A 17,734-nucleotide genomic window follows, 5' to 3' on the forward strand; every position below is an offset into this window, starting at 1 on the left:
AGTTATAATTCAAATCCCAAGCCAGCTGCGTATCTTGTTTTCGCATAGGCTATTTTTCTTTTACTGATCAATTCATTTAAGGTCAAAATAGAATTAAACACAGATACTTCTCTGGCATTCACTAAAAATAAACTACTCTCCCCTATTTCAAAACGTCTCATTTCTCCTTGAAGTAAGGTTTCCAAATTGATTACATTTTGCTGATAAGTCGCGATTTGCCGGTTCAAATTAGAAAAATTATTTATTTCACTTTCTAGTTTGGTTCTCAGCTGGATTTCTTTTAAATCCCTAGAGTTTTCCTTTGAATAAATCTTTGCCTTTGCCAAACCCACCGCTCCTCTAGACTTTCTCCAAAGTAAAGGCGTATAAACGGAAAGTCCCCATTTATAATTATTTTCAAAAAAGCCCGCTCCTTCAAAATCATTTAGATTTTCGGTAAGAAAATTATATTTCAATTTGACCACAGGAATAATCTGTTGAGCTTTTAACCTTTTTTCTACATCCAAACTGGCTAGTTCAAAGTCTACTAATTGCAGTTCAGGGTGATTGGCTACAAAGGTCCTGAGCTCTTCTACATTCAACACTCCTAGATTAGTTGTTTCCAAAGGTTCAGGTACAATCCCTTCATTTAAATTGATAGGATTGCCTTCCTCATCCCATAAATAGGTGTTTAACTCTTGGGTAACAGAAAACAACGTGTTTTCTGCTTCCTGCAATTTATATTGCCTATTCAGAACTTGAGAAAATGCTTCTACGGTATCAATTGCTGGCAGGTCACCATATTTAAAACTTGATTTTACTGCTTCATATCGAACTTCAGCAAGTTCGACGCCTTCCTTTAAAACTTCTAGGTTAGTTTGAGCCAAAGACCACCTCCAATACATGTCAGTCGCTTGAAGGTAAAGGTTATTGAGTAATTTTTGCTTTTGGGACTCTGTGGATTCCTGGTAAATCTGAGCTTGTCTTAACGTAGCCCTTCTTTGATCCAAAATTAAACCCTGACCCAGATTTATGGAAGCCCCTGCCGCAAATAACCCATCAGAAGGCACAGTATACTCAGGGTTTAAATATTTCCCATTGTTCCTTTCAAAAGAACCATTTAATTCAATTCCAGCCCAAGTGGGAATACTGATTCCAGCTTCTTGCTTATTGTAGTATAAAGTTTCACTGTATGACTTCTTATCTAAATTTCCATATACCAATGGATCAAATCCTCCTCTAGCTGACCTGACCTCCATATCACCCATGAGTAATTGAAGTTCAGCCTGAGTAGCTATTGGATGGTATTCAATTACCCAGGCTAAAAAGGACTCATAGTTTAAAGTATCCGTGGCTTGCGAATAAGCACGGAAAAAACAACTACTGAAAAGGAAGGTGAAAAGTATAACTCTCATCATTTCTTCTTTCCTTCTGAAGCTACTGCTTCTTTTTCGTCTCTTGTATAATAATCAGCAGGGAATCCATTTAATTGCCTCCAGAGTTCATACCAGACTGGCACATCATTGAGTAGAGCAATTCCATCGGCACCAGACCCTATTCTTAACATTTCTGGCCAAGGTTCTTCTTCAGGATCCTGAGCTACCAAAACTCTGTATTGATTATTTGTTCCGGCATATTGGTCCATTGCTACTACTACGCCTCCAAAAGTACCATTAGAGATTCTAGGCCAACCTGAAAATACAATAGCAGGCCAACCATCGAAAATAAATCGAACCTTATTTCCTACTTTAATCAATGGCAAGTCTACAGGCTGTACATACATTTCTACAGCTAATTCAGCATCAGAGGGAATAATGTTTAAAATTTGATCCCCTTCTTTTATTGTTTCACCTATTCCGACTTGAATTGCCTTCGCCAGGTAACCATTCTGAGGAGCTAGAATATATCGAAACCCAGTTCTTGCCTCATAATTAGAATATTGGTTCTCTAATTTTGTAGTAGTAGCCTCCGCATCATATTGTGAGGACATAGCCGTGTAAATCTCAGATCGTGTTTTTGCTATTTTATCTCTAAACTCATTATCAATGGTATTCAGCTCAATTTTAGCTGATATCATCTCATTTTGGCTAATTAAATAGTCATTTTCTACAGAAAGTAATTTGGCTTGCACGTCTTGAAATTTCAATCGTCTTGATTCCAAATCAGTTAAAGACCTCAAACCCTCTGCATACAATTGCTCTGCTCTATCCAACTGTTTCTTTCCAATATCAAAATTCACTTTCGCTTGCTGGAACTTGATACTGTCTGATTGAACTTTCAACTCCGCCATTTTGAGCTTATTCTCCGCTTGCTGAATTTTCAGCACATTATTTTCTTGCAATGCTTGCAATTGAGCTTGTAGAGCACCAACCTTTTCTTTATAAGCTTCTGCAGAAAGAGTCTTTGCATCTACTTGCATCTGAGTTCTCGGTAAAAGCAAGGAATCAAAATATTCGTCTTTTATCTCAGAAATTCTCAGAATGGTATCTCCCCTGCTTACAAATGCCCCTTCCGTCACATACCACTTTTCAATTCTACCTGCAATGATGGAATGGATGGTTTGTGCTCTCTGTTCTGGTCTTAAAGCGGTAACATATCCTTTGGATCGAATACTTTGAGTCCAGGGAAGAAATAGAGATATAAATACGACAGCAATCAACCACGCTAGTAAGCGTATTCTCTTTTGACTTTGCTTTTCTGGTAAAGTCATAATCAAACTTTTAGCACCGCTAAAAGGAATCCGATCTTTGATTTTACTGCTGGAAATATTCAGCATAATAGTTTAATTATTTCTCGTGTATTGTATATAATCTTCATAGGATCCCTGTTTTAAGATTTTCCCGGAATCCAAAATAATTATCTCATCCAATTTCTGTAAAATATAAGGATCCTCAGTCACCATTAATAAAGTCCAACTTCCTGACATTAAATAATCTACAATTCTTGGTTTGATTTCAGGATTAACATATCGAAGGGCATTTTCCATAATAATTGCCTTAGGACTCCCTACCAAACTTCTTGCGATCAAAATACTTTGGGCCACAGACCTTGATAGTCCTCTTCCCTCAGGTAGCAATTCGGTGTTCAGGTCATCTGGTAATTGATAGATGTATTCTTTGAGACCTACCAATTCGATGATTTCTTCAAATTGTGTGGGATCTACATCCCTTCCAACCAAGATATTTTCTTTGATAGTCCCATGAAACAATTCTCCAAATTGAAGGCAATCACCAATCATTGCCCTGAATTTATCCAATTGAATCATATCCATAGAAAGGTCATTAATCATTACCGTTCCTTGATATTCTTCGTACAAACCATTCAGCAAAGCTAATAGCGCACTTTTTCCACTTCCACTTCTACCAGTGATTGCGATTTTCTTCCCAGGGTTAATGGTCAAAGAAACATCATTAATAATGGGCTTTATGGCATCATAAGGTTGAAATACCACATGTTCCATCCCAAACTTCAAACCTTCTGGTTTGGATACTACCAGTTTATCCGATCCTTCACTACGTTCTAAATCCAAATCCATCACGACACCCAGCTTTTCTACAGCTACAAGGGTGTCATAAACTGTCTCAAGAGAAAGAATCACTTTTTCTACAGAATTGACAACTAAGATGATGATGACTTCAGCTGCAACAAATTGACCGATACTTATTTGTTCATTGATCAATAAAAGACTCCCAGCCACCAATAAACTGGCAATTATGAGCACTTTGAAGCCAATCATGATTTTGTATTGAAGTATCAACACCGAAAAATGCTTGGTTCTAAAATCCACATACTTTTGAATCAGCTTGTCTGCTCTCAAAATTGGGAGTCTTGTATTACCAGTTAATTTAAAGGTGTTGAGTGTTCTTCCTATTTCTTGAAGCCAGAAGGCAGTTTGATATTTATAGGAAGATTCCTTCAGTGCTGTAGCCATACCTTTGGGACTGGTGAAATAGAAAATCAATACAAGAATCCCTAATAAAATGACACCAAAAAGAATGAAGGTGGGATGATAAAAAGACAATAGTAAGAGTCCAAATATCATTTGCAATACCGCCGTCGTAAAGTCAACCAACAATTTTGAAATCCCCTTCTGTAGGTTTACTGTATCAAAAAAACGATTGACTATTTCAGGGCCATATTCTCCATGAAGCACTTCAGTCTTTACCCTTGGTAGCCTGTAGGCCAAAGAAAGTCCTGATTTGGAAAAAATTCGCTGTTGAAGTTTTTCCGTTATTTGTAGTTGAGAGATTTGTAAAAATCCGCCGAAAGCAACTCCAATGGCTACCACAATTACCAATAGTATCCATGAAGTGGTGATCCTTCCTCCTAATATGAAATTCAAAATAGCTTGAATTCCTAAAGGAAGTGATAAAGCCACTATACCATTCAAAATGGCGTAAAAGTAGATCCCGTAGACCTGATTCTTTTCTTCTTGAAGAAGACTAAAAAATCTCTTCAGGGGAGTCATAGATCCTGTGCTATTCATGAATAATGGTTTTTGCTACCAAATGATGAAAGAATTGAAATCTTCCCTCTTTATCTAAATTTGATTCTGTCATTCCTGGAAGATGTTTTGCATGGAAAGATTGAAGGAGGCTAGCTTCCATAACGATATTAACCAAAGTTATAGGAAATTTGTAGGCAGGATTGATTTCTCTAATAATTTGTGCGATTCGATCCCCTAGAGTATACAATTGAGCATAGATTCCATTTTCATGTTCTGAATCCACACTTTTAGTTAAATACCCTTTGAGAGATTCGTTTGTAACAATTTTTCGAATTTCAATAGGATTCAAAAATTCATTTTCTACGAACATAGGACCCTCTACCAACAATTTAATCGCAATTTCTAGGCGTTCTTTCGGATCCTTCAAGTTGGCTGTTACATAAACTAAATTATGTTCGGTCCATGCCCAATGCCAAGCGGTCAAATACAATAAAAAATTATGCTTGTTTTCAAAGTACCGATAGATCGCGGGTTCTGATACCCCGATTTCTGTAGCTAATTTTTTAAATGTAAAATCCTCCATACCCAGCTCTAGCATAAGTTTGGAACCTACTTGTAAAATGGCATTACCTAACTCCGAACTATAGGGGTCCTTCACGAATAAATTTTCGTTTACCTCTACTTTTAATTTTCGTAAAATGTTTTCCATTTTCCTTGTTTATAAAGTGGAATAACGGATGATCGCTAATGAATGTTTAGTAAAACATCTATTCTTGTTAGTAATATTCACAAAAAAATTTTATTTAGTTTTTTATTAAAATTATAAATCGCTTAATATCAATAGAATAATATATTTTATTTCAATTTTTAATTAAGACATAAAACAAGGGCTAAAAAAAATCTTCTTATACCTTAACCTTGATTATCCTCTCGTGTAAAAACATTTTTATTGAAAATCTACTACCTTAAGAGTCTATGAAGAAAGCGAACCATTTTTTTCAATTTAACATCCGTTTTTGGGTGTTTTGGCCTTCCTTCATATTACTGATCCTTGCAGTTTTATTCAGTATTCTTTTTCCTGATTTCTTCATTACCTCTATTGAACAGATTCAGAAAGTCTTATTGACTAATTTTAGTTTAGGATTTAGCTGGGTTTCCTTTGCTATGACGATTATCGTCCTAATTACCTTCTTTTCTCCCATTGGCAAAGTAAGAATTGGTGGAAAGCATGCACAGCCGAGATTACCTAGATTAAGTTGGTTTGCCATCGTTTTATGTACTACCATAGCTGTAGGGATTTTGTTTTGGGGAAGCGCTGAACCATTATCCCACTTTTTATTCCCTCCAGAATTTAAAAACCTGAACAGCAAGTCGGTTGAAGCAGCAGACTTTTCTCTTGGTGCATTATTCTTTCATTGGGGATTTACACCGTATGCCATATACATTGTCCCGGCCTTGACCTTTAGTGTATTCTTTTATCAGGATAGAAACAAACCCTCCATCAGTTTAGCTGCAAAGCCATTACTAGGGTCAAACCTAAACAAACGGATGGAAAATATCATTGATGGAATTAGCTTGTTTTCTTTGGTTACTGGAATGGCTGGAGCTTTAGGAGCAGGAATCTTAAGCTTATCCGGAGGGTTTCTCAAACTATTTCCTGATTGGAATATGGGGGTTTTGTCTGGGGTAATTACGCTGGTAATATTATTGACATTTGTAATCTCCTCTTCTACAGGGATTGAAAGAGGAATCAAAAACCTTTCCTTGATCAACCTGTTTTTCTTTATCTTAATTGCAATACTCTTTGTTTTACTCGGTGAAGGAGGAAAAATATTGAGTTCCATAAAAATCGGATTTATAGAATATGGCAAGAATTTTTTGGACTTGAGTCTTCAATGGAATGGAGCAGGATCTACTTGGACCTATGATTGGTCTGTTTTCAATTTTGCCATGTGGATGGCTTGGGCCCCAGTTACCGCTGTTTTTCTAGGTAAAATCGCGTATGGACGAACTATTAGAGAATTTTTACTCTTTAATTGGTTCCTTCCGGCTCTTTTTTGTTTGATATGGATGGGTGTTTTTGGAGGAACAACATTGGATTTGGCGATACTCCATCCTGAATTTTATCAAAACCTCTTTCAAACATCAGGTCCTGAATCTATTATATACCAGGTTTTTGAGGATCTGGGCTATTTTAAGCTGTTTTCCTACCTGTTTATTTTAGCTATTTTCATTTCTTACGTTACCGCAGCAGATTCCAGCACGGATGCTTTGGCCAGCTTAAGCATGAAAAAAATCAGTGAGGATCCATTCCAGTCTGACACCAACTTAAAAATCATTTGGGGCACATTGATCGCATTTCTTGCCTGGATCATGATTTTATTCTCAGGCATAGATGGTGTCAGGATCTTATCTGTTATCGCAGGTGTACCTGCACTTTTTTTCTTGTTGATCGTTACGGTAAGCCTTTTACTATTGGTGATAGATCCAAAAAAATACCTCCGGGATTAATCTCCTTTGTATTTTAATTTTCCCATACCATAGAGGTATAATACTTTGGAATAGCGCAGCATCGCTGGAAATAGTAACAGGTTCCCAATCACCACTGTCGTGAGATACATCCATAATTCTGGTTCCTCTACAAGTACATTGATAGCTGTAAGTGCGGTTATTACCAAGGCTACCGAAAATGCATAACTGATATACATTGCTCCGTAGTAGAAATCTGGTTCTGGATTGAGATTAGCTTGACAATGGGGGCAAGTATGATGGATGGCGGAAAGCTTCCTGAAACTAAATGGAGAAACTGGAAAAATATTCCCAGTTCTACATTGAGGACATTTTGCTCCAAGCATTGCCTGAAAACCACTTTTATTACTCATGTTATTAATTTTGATTAAAGGTACCCCTTCGTCTAAAAAATATCTGTGTTGAAAATCACATATTGAAACTGGAGGGAAGGATTACCGGAGCTCATCCAGGTCATAATCTTTTCCTTTTCCCCACTGGAGTAATTCAAATATGGTATAGTATTCCAAGGTATCCAGATCCTTTACTTTGAAGTTTTGATCACTCAATCGATCAATAATCTCGAGTTTTCTTACTTCTCCTAAATTGACCATTTTATATACCCTACCTACTCGTAGATTGTCTAATGCTATTGCCATCTTAGGCTTTATCTTTAATTTTTACCCCAACAGCCTCAAAGGAAATCTCCAATTTTGGCTCAGTTATTTTAGCTATTTCTTCTTCTGACTTGCCTGCATCTTTTGCGTAATGCTGTAAAGTCTTCACACTGGTTTCTGTAAGTGTTGCCACTCCCTCCAAGATCATGGGAAATCCCTGTGAATTTTTAGGAACAAAAAACTCATAATTCTTGAAGGTTACTCTCATACTGTTTCCATTTGGCAAATCCATTTTAAGCCAACAGCCCTTTTCACTACAGACTTCAGTTATTTCTCCTGCGATTTTCCCTTCAAATGTTCCTTCCTTTTCGACAATTTCAACCATATCAGCAGCACTGGTAATATTGTTTTCCAATACTTCTGCTCCATAGGTTCCTGCTACTGTATCCTCTGGAGTCAATTCAGATCGATCAGCTGATGGTGAGGAACAAGAAAATCCAACACATATGGCTAAAATGGCAATTATGGCAACAGGTATTTTCATAACATCAAGATTTTGAATTGATCAAAAATAAAGGATTCAGTGCTAGCGAAAAAGAATTAAATGATGATTTCAATGATTTTACCCCTCTCCAAATAGCCTTTTGTAATTAAAAATTATTGCCATACTATTTATAAGTGAAACTTATAGAAACAATTTTTCCAATAAAGCTTCTAAAATTTTAACAATACTGTAATTTTACTGCCTGATTCAAAAATCGACCCTGCTCATGCCTCAAACCAAAAAATTTATCATTGATTTTGACAGTACTTTCACGCAAGTGGAAGCGTTGGATATTCTAGGTGAGATAAGCCTGGAAAATGATCCAGAAAGAGATCGTAAACTTCAAGCCATTAAAGATATCACGGACAAAGGAATGGATGGTTCCTTGACCTTTCGTGATAGTCTGATTCAGCGACTTGAAATCTTAAATGCAACACAATCCCAGATAGATGATCTGATTGATGCTTTAAAGAAAAAAGTGTCCAAATCATTTGAAAGGAATAAAGAGTTTCTTCAAGAAAATGCGGAAGATATTTTTATTATCTCCAATGGATTCAAAGATTTTATCATCCCTATCGTAGGGGATTATGGCATTAAGAAGGAAAATGTATTTGCCAATGAATTTGTCTATGACGATTCTGGAAATATCATTGATTTCAATCGGGAAAATCCTCTTTCTTCTAATAAAGGAAAGGCAGAAACCATCAAAAGAATTAATTTAGAAGGTGATATCTACGTGATTGGCGATGGCTATACGGATTACGAAATCAAAGCTTCTGGACTGGCAAATAAGTTTTATGCCTTTACAGAAAATGTTTCCCGGCCAAAAGTAACCAGCCAGGCGGATCATATTGCACCAAGTTTAGATGAAATCCTTTATATCAATAAATTGAACACGAAGTTTTCATACCCAAAAAGTAGGATCAAAGTGCTCCTTCTGGAAAATGTTCACCCAATCGGTGTGGATCTTTTGAAAGAAGAAGGCTATGATGTAGAAGTTATCAGTTCTGCCTTGAGCGAAGATGAGCTCTGCGAAAAAATCAAGAATGTATCCATCATAGGCATTCGATCTAAAACCAACATCACTAAGAAGGTGTTAGAGAATGCCAATCGATTGATCGCTATTGGTGCTTTCTGTATTGGCACCAACCAAATTGATCTGGAAACCTGTCAGGAAAAAGGGATTGCTGTATTCAATGCCCCTTTTAGCAATACCAGATCCGTTGTAGAAATGGCCATTGCAGAAATCATCTTTTTGATGCGGAATTTTGCGGACAAAACCGCTGCTATGCATCAAGGAAAATGGGATAAATCTGCCAGTGGAAGTTTTGAAATAAGAGGAAAAAAATTGGGTATTATTGGCTATGGTAACATTGGTGCCCAACTTTCTGTCCTTGCTGAAAGCATGGGGATGAACGTGTTTTATTACGATGTAATTGAAAGATTAGCATTGGGTAACGCGACCAAATTAGACTCTTTAGATGAGCTATTGAGTACTTGTGATATGATTTCCCTGCATGTGGACGGACGCAAAAGCAATAAAAATATCATCAACAAGGAGAAAATCGCCAAAATGAAAAAAGGAGCGATCCTTGTAAACCTTAGTAGAGGTCATGTGGTAGAAATTGCAGCCTTGAAAGAAGCCATTCTTTCCGGTCATTTGGCAGGTTGTGCTGTAGACGTATTCCCTGAAGAACCTAAAAATAATTCAGAACCCTTCGTTTCTGAATTGATCGGCTTACCCAATACCATACTCACTCCACATATTGGAGGTAGTACTTTGGAGGCACAGGAAAATATTGCACGTTTTGTTCCCGGGAAAATTATGGAATACATCAACACGGGCAATACCTATAATTCGGTGAATTTCCCAAATATCCAACTTCCATTTTTACAGGATGCTCACAGGCTTATTCACATCCATATGAACGAACCTGGAGTATTGGCAAAAATCAACCAAGTGTTGGCTAATTATGAGATCAATATCGTAGGGCAATACTTAAAGACCAATGAGAAAATAGGATATGTGATTACAGATATCGACAAGGCCTATTCTCCAGATGCGATAGATGCCCTGAAAACAATTCCAGGAACGATTCGATTTAGAACCTTATATTAAAAATTATTACCACTACCAATCAAAAGCCCCGAATGTATGTTTGGGGTTTTTTTTTAGGGTTGCAAAATCCTTCTATGGTAATTTATCTGGCCCAAATGGTAATTGAAATGACCATACAGATGGATCAAAAAGTATTCGTTAGTCATGGGTCTACCAAAGACCTCAATAGGATAATTCTTATTAATCAAGGTTTCATCCATCCCTTCTAAACTACTCACCATGATTCGTTTCAATTTGGTGATTTCATGTAATAATTCTGACTTAGGGACATCCTTTCCTGCAAATTCAAACTCACGGTCCCTCTTGTAGTCGAAACCGCCCAATTCATGTCCTACAAAAGCCTGAAGGTTCCCTAACAAATGAAGGCAGAGGTTCCCTCCCGAATTACTTATTTGATTTTCGGTCTCCCATAAAACCTTCTCATCAGTATAAGCATCTATTTCCTTGTAAAGTCTATCTAAATCACGTTCAAAAAGTTTAATTAATTCATTCAATAACATTTAATTGGATTTTGGTTAAGAATATTTTTCGTAGGCAGCTGCCAATTTTATATCGTATTTATTTGCCGCAAACCCTGATCCATTATAGCATTTAGCAAAACCAGCCCAGTTCTTTTCTTTGAGAAATTGTAAGCAACCATAGGTCTTTATGTATTTTCCAAAGGCCTCTAAGTGATTCCGCTCATGTATTTGCATTTCATCTACAAATGCCTCTACACTTGGATATCCTAGCTTGGTGGCATGATAACCCATGATTTGGAAACTTCCCCAGGAAGCAGAAGAAAAAGCCGCAGACTTAATTCTTGGATCTACACCTAAGTTGATTGCTTTCTCTAAACGGTCATATTCCCGGGGGCCTGATAAATAGAATTTTTTTGTCCATTTTTTATACAAAATGTCCTGATTATCAATATTGGAAAGTTCTGAAGGGTCTATTCCTCTAGCTTCTAATTGTCTCCAAAAAACATGGCCTTCAAAAAGTATTTTAGCCATACCATTGATCAAAAAGCCTCTTCCACTACTTTCTACCTCATTAACCGCTTTGACACAGCCTAATTCTAAATCGTATTGATTTGCAAAATTTATTAAGTCCTGTTCACCAAGAAATTTATTCCCAAATGCATGATTTGGATTGGCTTTGGCTAGTAACAAAGTCCAAGTTTTGACGCCTACATTCCCATCCACTACCAAGTTGTTTTTAGATTGAAACTCTTTGACAGCTTGATCGGTCTGTAAACCAAAATATCCGGTTATTGGAAGTTGAAACCCAAGTTTTCCAAGAATCTCTTGTAAAAATAACACTGTAGTCCCCCTAGACTTGTATTTAACAGATTGCATGATCGTGCTTTTAAAAATAAAAAGTATATCAATTTACCTGAAGTACTTTAGAAATACAATCTGAATTCAAGAACTTAGGGATCAATGACATTTCTTCGATTACCAAATTTCCCCTTGTTCGTTTTTTCCTGAGGAGGCTTAGCTCCTGAATGTTCTTTGGTTTTTGCAGATTCCACTTTTTGCCCAGAAGGGGATTTATCTTGTGCAGATTCCTGGTTTGACTTTTGTCGGGGAGGGAATTTCTTTTTTTGACCGGATTTTTTCTTGAAAGTCGGTTTACTTGTTTTATCAAACTTCCTATTGGATTTAAAAGAGTCACCATTATATTCTGGGCCCTTTTCAAAGCCCTCCGGCAAAGGATTTTGAGTAATGGACATCCCAATTAACTTCTCGATTCTAGCAAATTTTTGCTGATCCTTAGGGTTAACAAAAGTGATGGCCTCTCCCTCTTTATCTGCTCTGGCAGTTCTTCCTACCCGGTGAACGTAATCCTCTGGATCACTTGGCGTATCAAAGTTGATGACTAACTCTATTCCAACTACGTCTATCCCCCGGGAAATAATATCTGTTCCGATCAAGATCTTTACTGCTTTATTTTTAAATGCGGACATGATCTTCTCCCGATCTACTTGTTCTAAGTCAGAATGAAATGCTTCCACATCAAAATGCTTTCGTAAGGCTTTATACAATCCTTTTACTTTTTCTTTAGTAGAAGCAAAAATGATTACTGCCTCAAAAGCTTTTTGAGAAAGTATATGTTTAACGAGTTCCTCTTTTTGTGTATCATAAACAGAATACATGGATTGAGAAACTCCCTCTGCTGTTTTTCCTAAAGCAATAGAAATTTCTTCAGGCTGCTTCAGTATTTTCATACTGAACTGACGGATTTTGGAAGGCATAGTAGCAGAGAAAAGAATAGTCTGCCGGTCCTTTGGGAGATAATTGACTATTTTAAGGATATCATCCGAAAAGCCCATATCCATCATGCGGTCTGCCTCATCCAAAATCAGATGTTGCAATGAACTTAAATCCATCTTACCACCTGCAAGAAGTGCAATTAACCTACCAGGCGTAGCTACAACAATCTCAGCACCTGTTTCCAGAGCTTTCTTTTGCTGCTCCCAAACAATCCCATCTCCCCCTCCATAAATAGGAATAGAGCTAATTCCAAGGAAATAGGAAAAGCCTTGAATTTGTTGGTCTATTTGAATTGCAAGTTCACGGGTGGGAGCTAATACAAGTGTATTAAGCTTTTCTGAACCTGATTTAGAAATTTTATTAAGCACAGGTAAAATAAAAGCTGCAGTTTTTCCTGTTCCCGTTTGCGCACAAGCAATCAGGTCTTTATTTTCTAAAATAACAGGTATTGCTTTTTCTTGTATCGGTGTCGGGTTTTCAAAACCCATGGCATCTAGACCCTCCTGCAAGGAAGGTTCAAAATTAAAAGAAGAGAAATCCAATGGTTGGTATGATTTTCAAAGTGTAAAAAACTGGTAAACAATCAGTTTAATTAATGTAAATATAAGCCAATATTACGTATAAAGGCAAAATAGGCTTTTTACTTTAGAATCTTCCAGAATTCGCAAAATATAAATTGTATCCAGTGAAAAACTGGAATCATTACATCATTTTGAGTTATATTTCTAATAAATCTCTAAAAAGATAAATCATGAATAGCTATCTATTTAAGCTGTTACCTAAGCTCTTGTTTGTACTCCTGTCCTTCTTCCAAATCATCCTTGTGACTGGTCAGACATTTCAGATTAAAGGAAGAATATTGGATGCTGATACCAAGGAGTTTTTAGATGGAGTAAGTGTGACACTTCGTGGAACAGCATTTGGAGAGATTTCAACTAAAGGCGGGAATTTTATGCTCAACCAGGTAGTGGGAGATAAATACACTTTAGCCTTGAATCTACCAGGCTATAACAAATTTGAGCAGAATCTTAACCTAAAAGAGGATCTGGATTTAGGAGATCTTTACATGGTCAAATTTGGAGCTGAAGGTTCAGGTGCTGCTCTGCAAAAAACGATTCGAGCCAACAATATCACGAACCTGTTTAATGACCGCCCCAATATGATTGGAGGGAATATGGTGTATGGAATTCCTCCTGAACCCAAAAAACTGGAAGGGAATAACTACTTGGACTTGAAATGGAATAGCGCTTCCCTCCTGCTCTACAGGGATCAACAGGTATTGGAAGGCTTTAGGGTACGCTATAATATCGTATCCAATATGTTTGAATTGATGGAGCCTGAGAATAATCTTGTATCCGTCATGCCTGGACTCCGGATCCAAAATTTTGTCTGGGTGGATTCTACGTATAAAGTTCCCCGATATTTTGTCAATGGAATGGATTTCAAAGATGAAGGTGCTCCAATTGCTGGCTTTTTTGAAGTTTTAGTGGATGGAGAATTACCGCTCATGAGAAGAACGATGGCAGTTTTCAAAGAATCTAATTATAATTCAGCTTTGATGGTTGGAAATAGAAATGACCAAATCATTAAAAGGAATGTGTACTATTACTTGAAAGGTCAAGATGTAATAGAAGTCCCAAAAGGACGTAAAAAAATATTTGCCTTGTTTGGAGATCAAGCAGAGGAGATGGCGAATTATACCAATGATAACAGTATTGACTTGAAAGAACCCAGTGGATTATTTCAATTGTTCACCTATTATAATTCTAAATTCCCCGGATTTAGGCCAATTATGACGCAATTGTTAGATGATACAGATACCAATTAATCAACCACCATATACCTTGTTTCATGAAAAAAATATACTTGATTGCCCTGATTTTCACCGCTTTGAACGTGAAGGGACAGGGACTTCCCGGTTTAGGAGCAGGCACTACACCCAATAACAAACCTATTCTACATGGGAAAAACTGGGTGGCCATCACGGGTAAACCATTAGGTGCAACCGCTGGAGCCAGCATTTTCCAACAAGGAGGAAATGCCGTGGATGCAGCATGTGCCATGATTGCGGCAACTTCCACCATGTGGGACGTCTTGTCTTGGGGCGGAGAAACCCAAGCGCTGATCTATCATCCTATTGAAAAGAAAGTGATTGCTATCAATGCACTTGGATATGCTCCTTCCGGAGCAACAGTGGATTTTTATAAATCCCAAGGGATGGATTATCCTCCTCAATTTGGTCCTTTGGCTGCTACGACACCAGGAACTCCCGGTGGAATTATGACCATGTTGGCAGAATATGGTACCATGAGTTTAGAACAAATCTTAAAACCATCCATGGAATTGGCAAAGGGGTATCCCATCGAGGCACAAACAGCAAATGCGATGGAGGCACAAAAGGCTAGAATCAAAGGATGGCCCTATTCTAAAAAGATTTTCTTACCTCATTTAGGAGAAGAAAGAGAAGCTCCTTCCCCAGGAGAGATTTTTGTGCAAGAAGATTTATACCAGACTCTTTCCAAATTGGTTGAAGCTGAAAAAGAAGCTTTAGCTGCAGGAAAATCAAGAAAAGAGGCTATTTATGCTGCCTATGACCGATTTTACAAGGGGGACATTGCCAAAGAAATTGTAAGAGGAACTCGGGAGCAAGGTGGACTTTTTACCGAGGAAGATTTGGCTAACTGGACTGTAAAGATTGAAGAACCTCTTCATGTCAATTACAAGGGAATTGATGTATATAAATTGCAGGAATGGACGCAAGGTCCGGCTTTGCTTCAATCGTTGAATATTCTGGAAAACTTTGACCTGAAGTCAATGGGTTATAATTCGGCTAATTACATCCATACGGTTTATCAAGCAATGAATTTGGCGTTTGCTGACAGGGATTTCTATTATGGTGACCCGGCATTTGTAGATTCTCCCATGGAAGGATTATTGTCAAAGGAGTATGCCAAAGAAAGAGCCAAGCTAATCGGAGATGTAAATGATCCAACCATCACTGCTGGAGATCCTTATCCTTTTCAGGGAGAAACCAACCCCTATTTAGATATTTTGAATAAAAACAAAGCTTCCATTGCCGCACTTGATCCTTCCCAATTCAATAGTACCTTGGATGAGCAATTTATAGCAGACTTTCAAAGTGGTACCACTTCTGTGGAAACTGCTGATGCAGAGGGCTGGGTAGTTTCTGTTACTCCAAGTGGTGGATGGGTTCCTGCGGTCGTGGCTGGAAATACAGGAGTTGGGCTATCCCAAAGAATGCAGAGTTTTGTTTTGGATGAAAACCTGAACCCATATAATCTACCTGAACCTGGAAAGAGACCAAGAGTAACCCTGACTCCTAGTTTAGCTATGAAAGATGGAAAGCCAATGTTGGCCTTCGCAGTACAAGGAGGCGACTCGCAGGATCAAAATCTATTGCAACTTTTCTTGAACATCGTAGAGTTTGATATGGATGTACAAGAAGCTACAGAAGCAGCAAATTTCAACTCGTATCAAATGCAAAGCTCTTTCGGAGATCATGAGGTAAGACCAGGAGCTATGGTGTTGAGAAAAGACACCCCAGACTGGATCAATAAAGAACTTTCAAGAAAAGGATATAAACTGGAATTATGGAATAAAACTTCAGGCCCATTAAATGCCATCTGGTTTGACTGGAAACATGGTAGTTTCTGGGGAGGATCCAGTGACTACGGGGATGATTATGGCATCGCTTGGTAAAAGTAACCCCATTATAGCCTTTCAATTCTTATCAACCAATCCATCTAAAAACAGTGAAAAAACACTATTTAAACCTTTTACTCCTACCAGCTCTGTTGGTAGGAGGTCCTGCCTTTGGGCAGAAAAAATCAAAGCCAAATCCCTTAAAACAAGAGGTAATCCAGTCTGTAGATGAGCGATATGTAGATCTTACAGATTTAAGTGATAAAATCTGGTCTTTTGAGGAAATCGCATTTAGAGAAACCCAGTCTGCAGGAGCACTTTCGGATTATGCCGAAAGTTTAGGATTCAAAGTCACTAGAGGAGTGGCAGAAATTCCTACCGCATTTGTAGCTGAATATGGCTCGGGGTCTCCTGTTATTGGAATCCTAGGAGAATTTGATGCCTTACCAGGACTTTCCCAAAACAAAGTCCCCTATAAGAGTCCATTGCATGAAGATGCTCCAGGACATGGGTGTGGGCATAACTTGTTTGGAGTTGCCTCACTTGGAGCTGCCGCTGCCATTAAAGATTTGATAGAGGAAGGTAAAATACAGGGTACCGTTAGATTCTATGGTACTCCAGCAGAAGAAAAATTCTTTGGCAAATTATGGATGATCAGAGCTGGGTTATTTGAAGATGTAGATGTGGTGATGGATTGGCATCCAGCTGCTGAAACCAAAACAGCTGTTCAAAAGGGCTTGGCATTAGTGGATTTCCAAGTTGAATTTACCGGCCAAGCAGCGCATGCGGCTGCCGATCCATGGAATGGAAGAAGTGCTTCTGATGCATTGGAATTATATACCACTGGAATAAATTATTACCGGGAACATATTAAGCCTACGGTACGGATTCATTACCATATCCAGGATGCAGGTCAGGTTGTCAATGTAGTTCCAGATTACAGCAGAATTTGGGTGAGGGTAAGGGACAGTAGTCGTGATGGATTGATGCCAGTATACGAGCAAGTCCAGAAAATGGCTGAAGGAGCCGCGATCATGGCAAATGTGGATTACAAGGTCAGTTTAATCTCTGGGATCCATGAGGTCTTGGTAAATAGAACAGGATCCGCTGCCCTCCAAAAGAATTTGGAGACTTTAGGGCCTATAACTTATACAGAAGAAGAGCAGGAATTTGCTAAGAAGATCCAAGAAGCTACAGGTAAACCCCAAATCGGATTGGTATCAACCATAGAACCCATGGAAGAAACTGCTGAACATAGCATGGGTGGAAGTACTGATGTTGGGGATGTAAGCTATGTAGTACCTACCATTCGATTGTCAGCTACCACAGCTCCAAATGGAACTCCTTGGCATTCTTGGGCTGTCGTTGCAGCGGGAGGAATGTCCATAGGGCATAAAGGAATGGCCTATGCTGCTAAAGCTTTATCGATGACTATGGTGGATTTATTCCAAAATCCAGAACTAGTTGAAGCAGTAAAAGCGGATTTTAAAGAGCATTTAGGAGATTATGTCTATGAAGGAATGATTCCAGCTGGACCTCCTCCTATTAATTCAAACTTACAATAAAATCTAAAAGAGGTTGTCTATTTAGTACCTTGGTTTT

Annotated in this window: 15 protein-coding genes; 5 read left to right on the forward strand and 10 right to left on the reverse strand. The window is 38.0% G+C overall.

Translation table 11 applies throughout. The annotated features are described in order from the left end of the window. Positions 1 to 2: 2 nt before the first annotated feature. From BUR11_RS07470 to BUR11_RS07485, 4 genes are read right to left on the reverse strand one after another with little or no spacing between them, the layout of a single operon-like run. Positions 3 to 1,397: a TolC family protein gene (locus tag BUR11_RS07470; RefSeq protein WP_234982121.1), complete on the reverse strand. Its 1,395-nt coding sequence runs from the start codon at positions 1,395 to 1,397 to the stop codon at positions 3 to 5. After that, entirely contained in the window at positions 1,394 to 2,755 is a 1,362-nt protein-coding gene (locus tag BUR11_RS07475; protein ID WP_074224184.1) for an HlyD family secretion protein, read from the reverse strand. The genes BUR11_RS07470 and BUR11_RS07475 overlap by 4 nt, the downstream gene beginning before the upstream one ends. Before the next feature lie 6 nt (positions 2,756 to 2,761). Then, complete coding sequence (locus BUR11_RS07480) at positions 2,762 to 4,465, reverse strand: peptidase domain-containing ABC transporter (RefSeq protein ID WP_074224185.1); 1,704 nt, start codon at positions 4,463 to 4,465, stop codon at positions 2,762 to 2,764. After that, positions 4,458 to 5,135 (reverse strand): TetR/AcrR family transcriptional regulator, encoded by a 678-nt coding sequence (locus BUR11_RS07485; protein ID WP_074224186.1) that lies wholly within the window; start codon positions 5,133 to 5,135, stop codon positions 4,458 to 4,460. Before BUR11_RS07485 ends, BUR11_RS07480 begins: the two co-directional genes overlap by 8 nt. 266 nt (positions 5,136 to 5,401) lie before the next feature. On the opposite strand from BUR11_RS07485, the gene BUR11_RS07490 reads away from it, so the two are divergent. Further along, positions 5,402 to 6,937 carry a BCCT family transporter gene (locus BUR11_RS07490; protein WP_074224187.1) on the forward strand — a complete coding sequence of 512 codons (1,536 nt, stop codon included), beginning with the start codon at positions 5,402 to 5,404 and terminating at the stop codon, positions 6,935 to 6,937. Here BUR11_RS07490 and BUR11_RS07495 read toward each other — a convergent pair. From BUR11_RS07495 to BUR11_RS07505, 3 genes are all read right to left on the reverse strand, one after another. Continuing rightward, complete coding sequence (locus tag BUR11_RS07495) at positions 6,934 to 7,308, reverse strand: DUF983 domain-containing protein (protein WP_074224188.1); 375 nt, start codon at positions 7,306 to 7,308, stop codon at positions 6,934 to 6,936. The genes BUR11_RS07490 and BUR11_RS07495 overlap by 4 nt on opposite strands. Positions 7,309 to 7,389: 81 nt before the next feature. Then, a complete protein-coding gene (locus BUR11_RS07500; protein ID WP_074224189.1) occupies positions 7,390 to 7,593 on the reverse strand; it encodes a hypothetical protein in 204 nt (67 codons plus the stop codon). Between the two features lies 1 nt (position 7,594). After that, the gene (locus BUR11_RS07505) at positions 7,595 to 8,095 is read right to left on the reverse strand and encodes a DUF4920 domain-containing protein (RefSeq protein WP_074224190.1); all 501 of its coding nucleotides are present in this window, start codon (positions 8,093 to 8,095) and stop codon (positions 7,595 to 7,597) included. Positions 8,096 to 8,321: 226 nt separating this feature from the next. Here BUR11_RS07505 and serA point away from each other — a divergent pair, with 226 nt between their 5' ends. Beyond that, positions 8,322 to 10,214, forward strand: a complete 1,893-nt coding sequence (gene serA / locus BUR11_RS07510; protein WP_074224191.1) for a phosphoglycerate dehydrogenase — start codon at positions 8,322 to 8,324, stop codon at positions 10,212 to 10,214. Positions 10,215 to 10,267: 53 nt separating this feature from the next. Here serA and BUR11_RS07515 read toward each other — a convergent pair whose 3' ends face one another. The 3 genes from BUR11_RS07515 to BUR11_RS07525 form a co-directional block, all read right to left on the reverse strand. Continuing rightward, positions 10,268 to 10,714 (reverse strand): DUF1572 family protein, encoded by a 447-nt coding sequence (locus tag BUR11_RS07515; protein ID WP_074224193.1) that lies wholly within the window; start codon positions 10,712 to 10,714, stop codon positions 10,268 to 10,270. Between the two features lie 15 nt (positions 10,715 to 10,729). Next, positions 10,730 to 11,551 carry an N-acetylmuramidase domain-containing protein gene (locus BUR11_RS07520; protein WP_074224194.1) on the reverse strand — a complete coding sequence of 274 codons (822 nt, stop codon included), beginning with the start codon at positions 11,549 to 11,551 and terminating at the stop codon, positions 10,730 to 10,732. A gap of 74 nt (positions 11,552 to 11,625) precedes the next feature. Beyond that, entirely contained in the window at positions 11,626 to 13,011 is a 1,386-nt protein-coding gene (locus BUR11_RS07525; RefSeq protein ID WP_074224196.1) for a DEAD/DEAH box helicase, read from the reverse strand. A 209-nt stretch (positions 13,012 to 13,220) separates the two neighbouring features. Here BUR11_RS07525 and BUR11_RS07530 point away from each other — a divergent pair, with 209 nt between their 5' ends. From BUR11_RS07530 to BUR11_RS07540, 3 genes are read left to right on the forward strand one after another with little or no spacing between them, the layout of a single operon-like run. Then, positions 13,221 to 14,297 carry a carboxypeptidase-like regulatory domain-containing protein gene (locus BUR11_RS07530; RefSeq protein WP_074224197.1) on the forward strand — a complete coding sequence of 359 codons (1,077 nt, stop codon included), beginning with the start codon at positions 13,221 to 13,223 and terminating at the stop codon, positions 14,295 to 14,297. Between the two features lie 23 nt (positions 14,298 to 14,320). Then, positions 14,321 to 16,189 (forward strand): gamma-glutamyltransferase family protein, encoded by a 1,869-nt coding sequence (locus BUR11_RS07535; protein WP_074224198.1) that lies wholly within the window; start codon positions 14,321 to 14,323, stop codon positions 16,187 to 16,189. A gap of 53 nt (positions 16,190 to 16,242) precedes the next feature. After that, positions 16,243 to 17,697, forward strand: coding sequence for an amidohydrolase (locus BUR11_RS07540; protein ID WP_074224200.1), 1,455 nt, complete (start codon positions 16,243 to 16,245; stop codon positions 17,695 to 17,697). Positions 17,698 to 17,734: the final 37 nt, after the last annotated feature.

Origin of the sequence: Algoriphagus halophilus (genome assembly GCF_900129785.1) — a bacterium.
GTDB lineage: Bacteria > Bacteroidota > Bacteroidia > Cytophagales > Cyclobacteriaceae > Algoriphagus > Algoriphagus halophilus.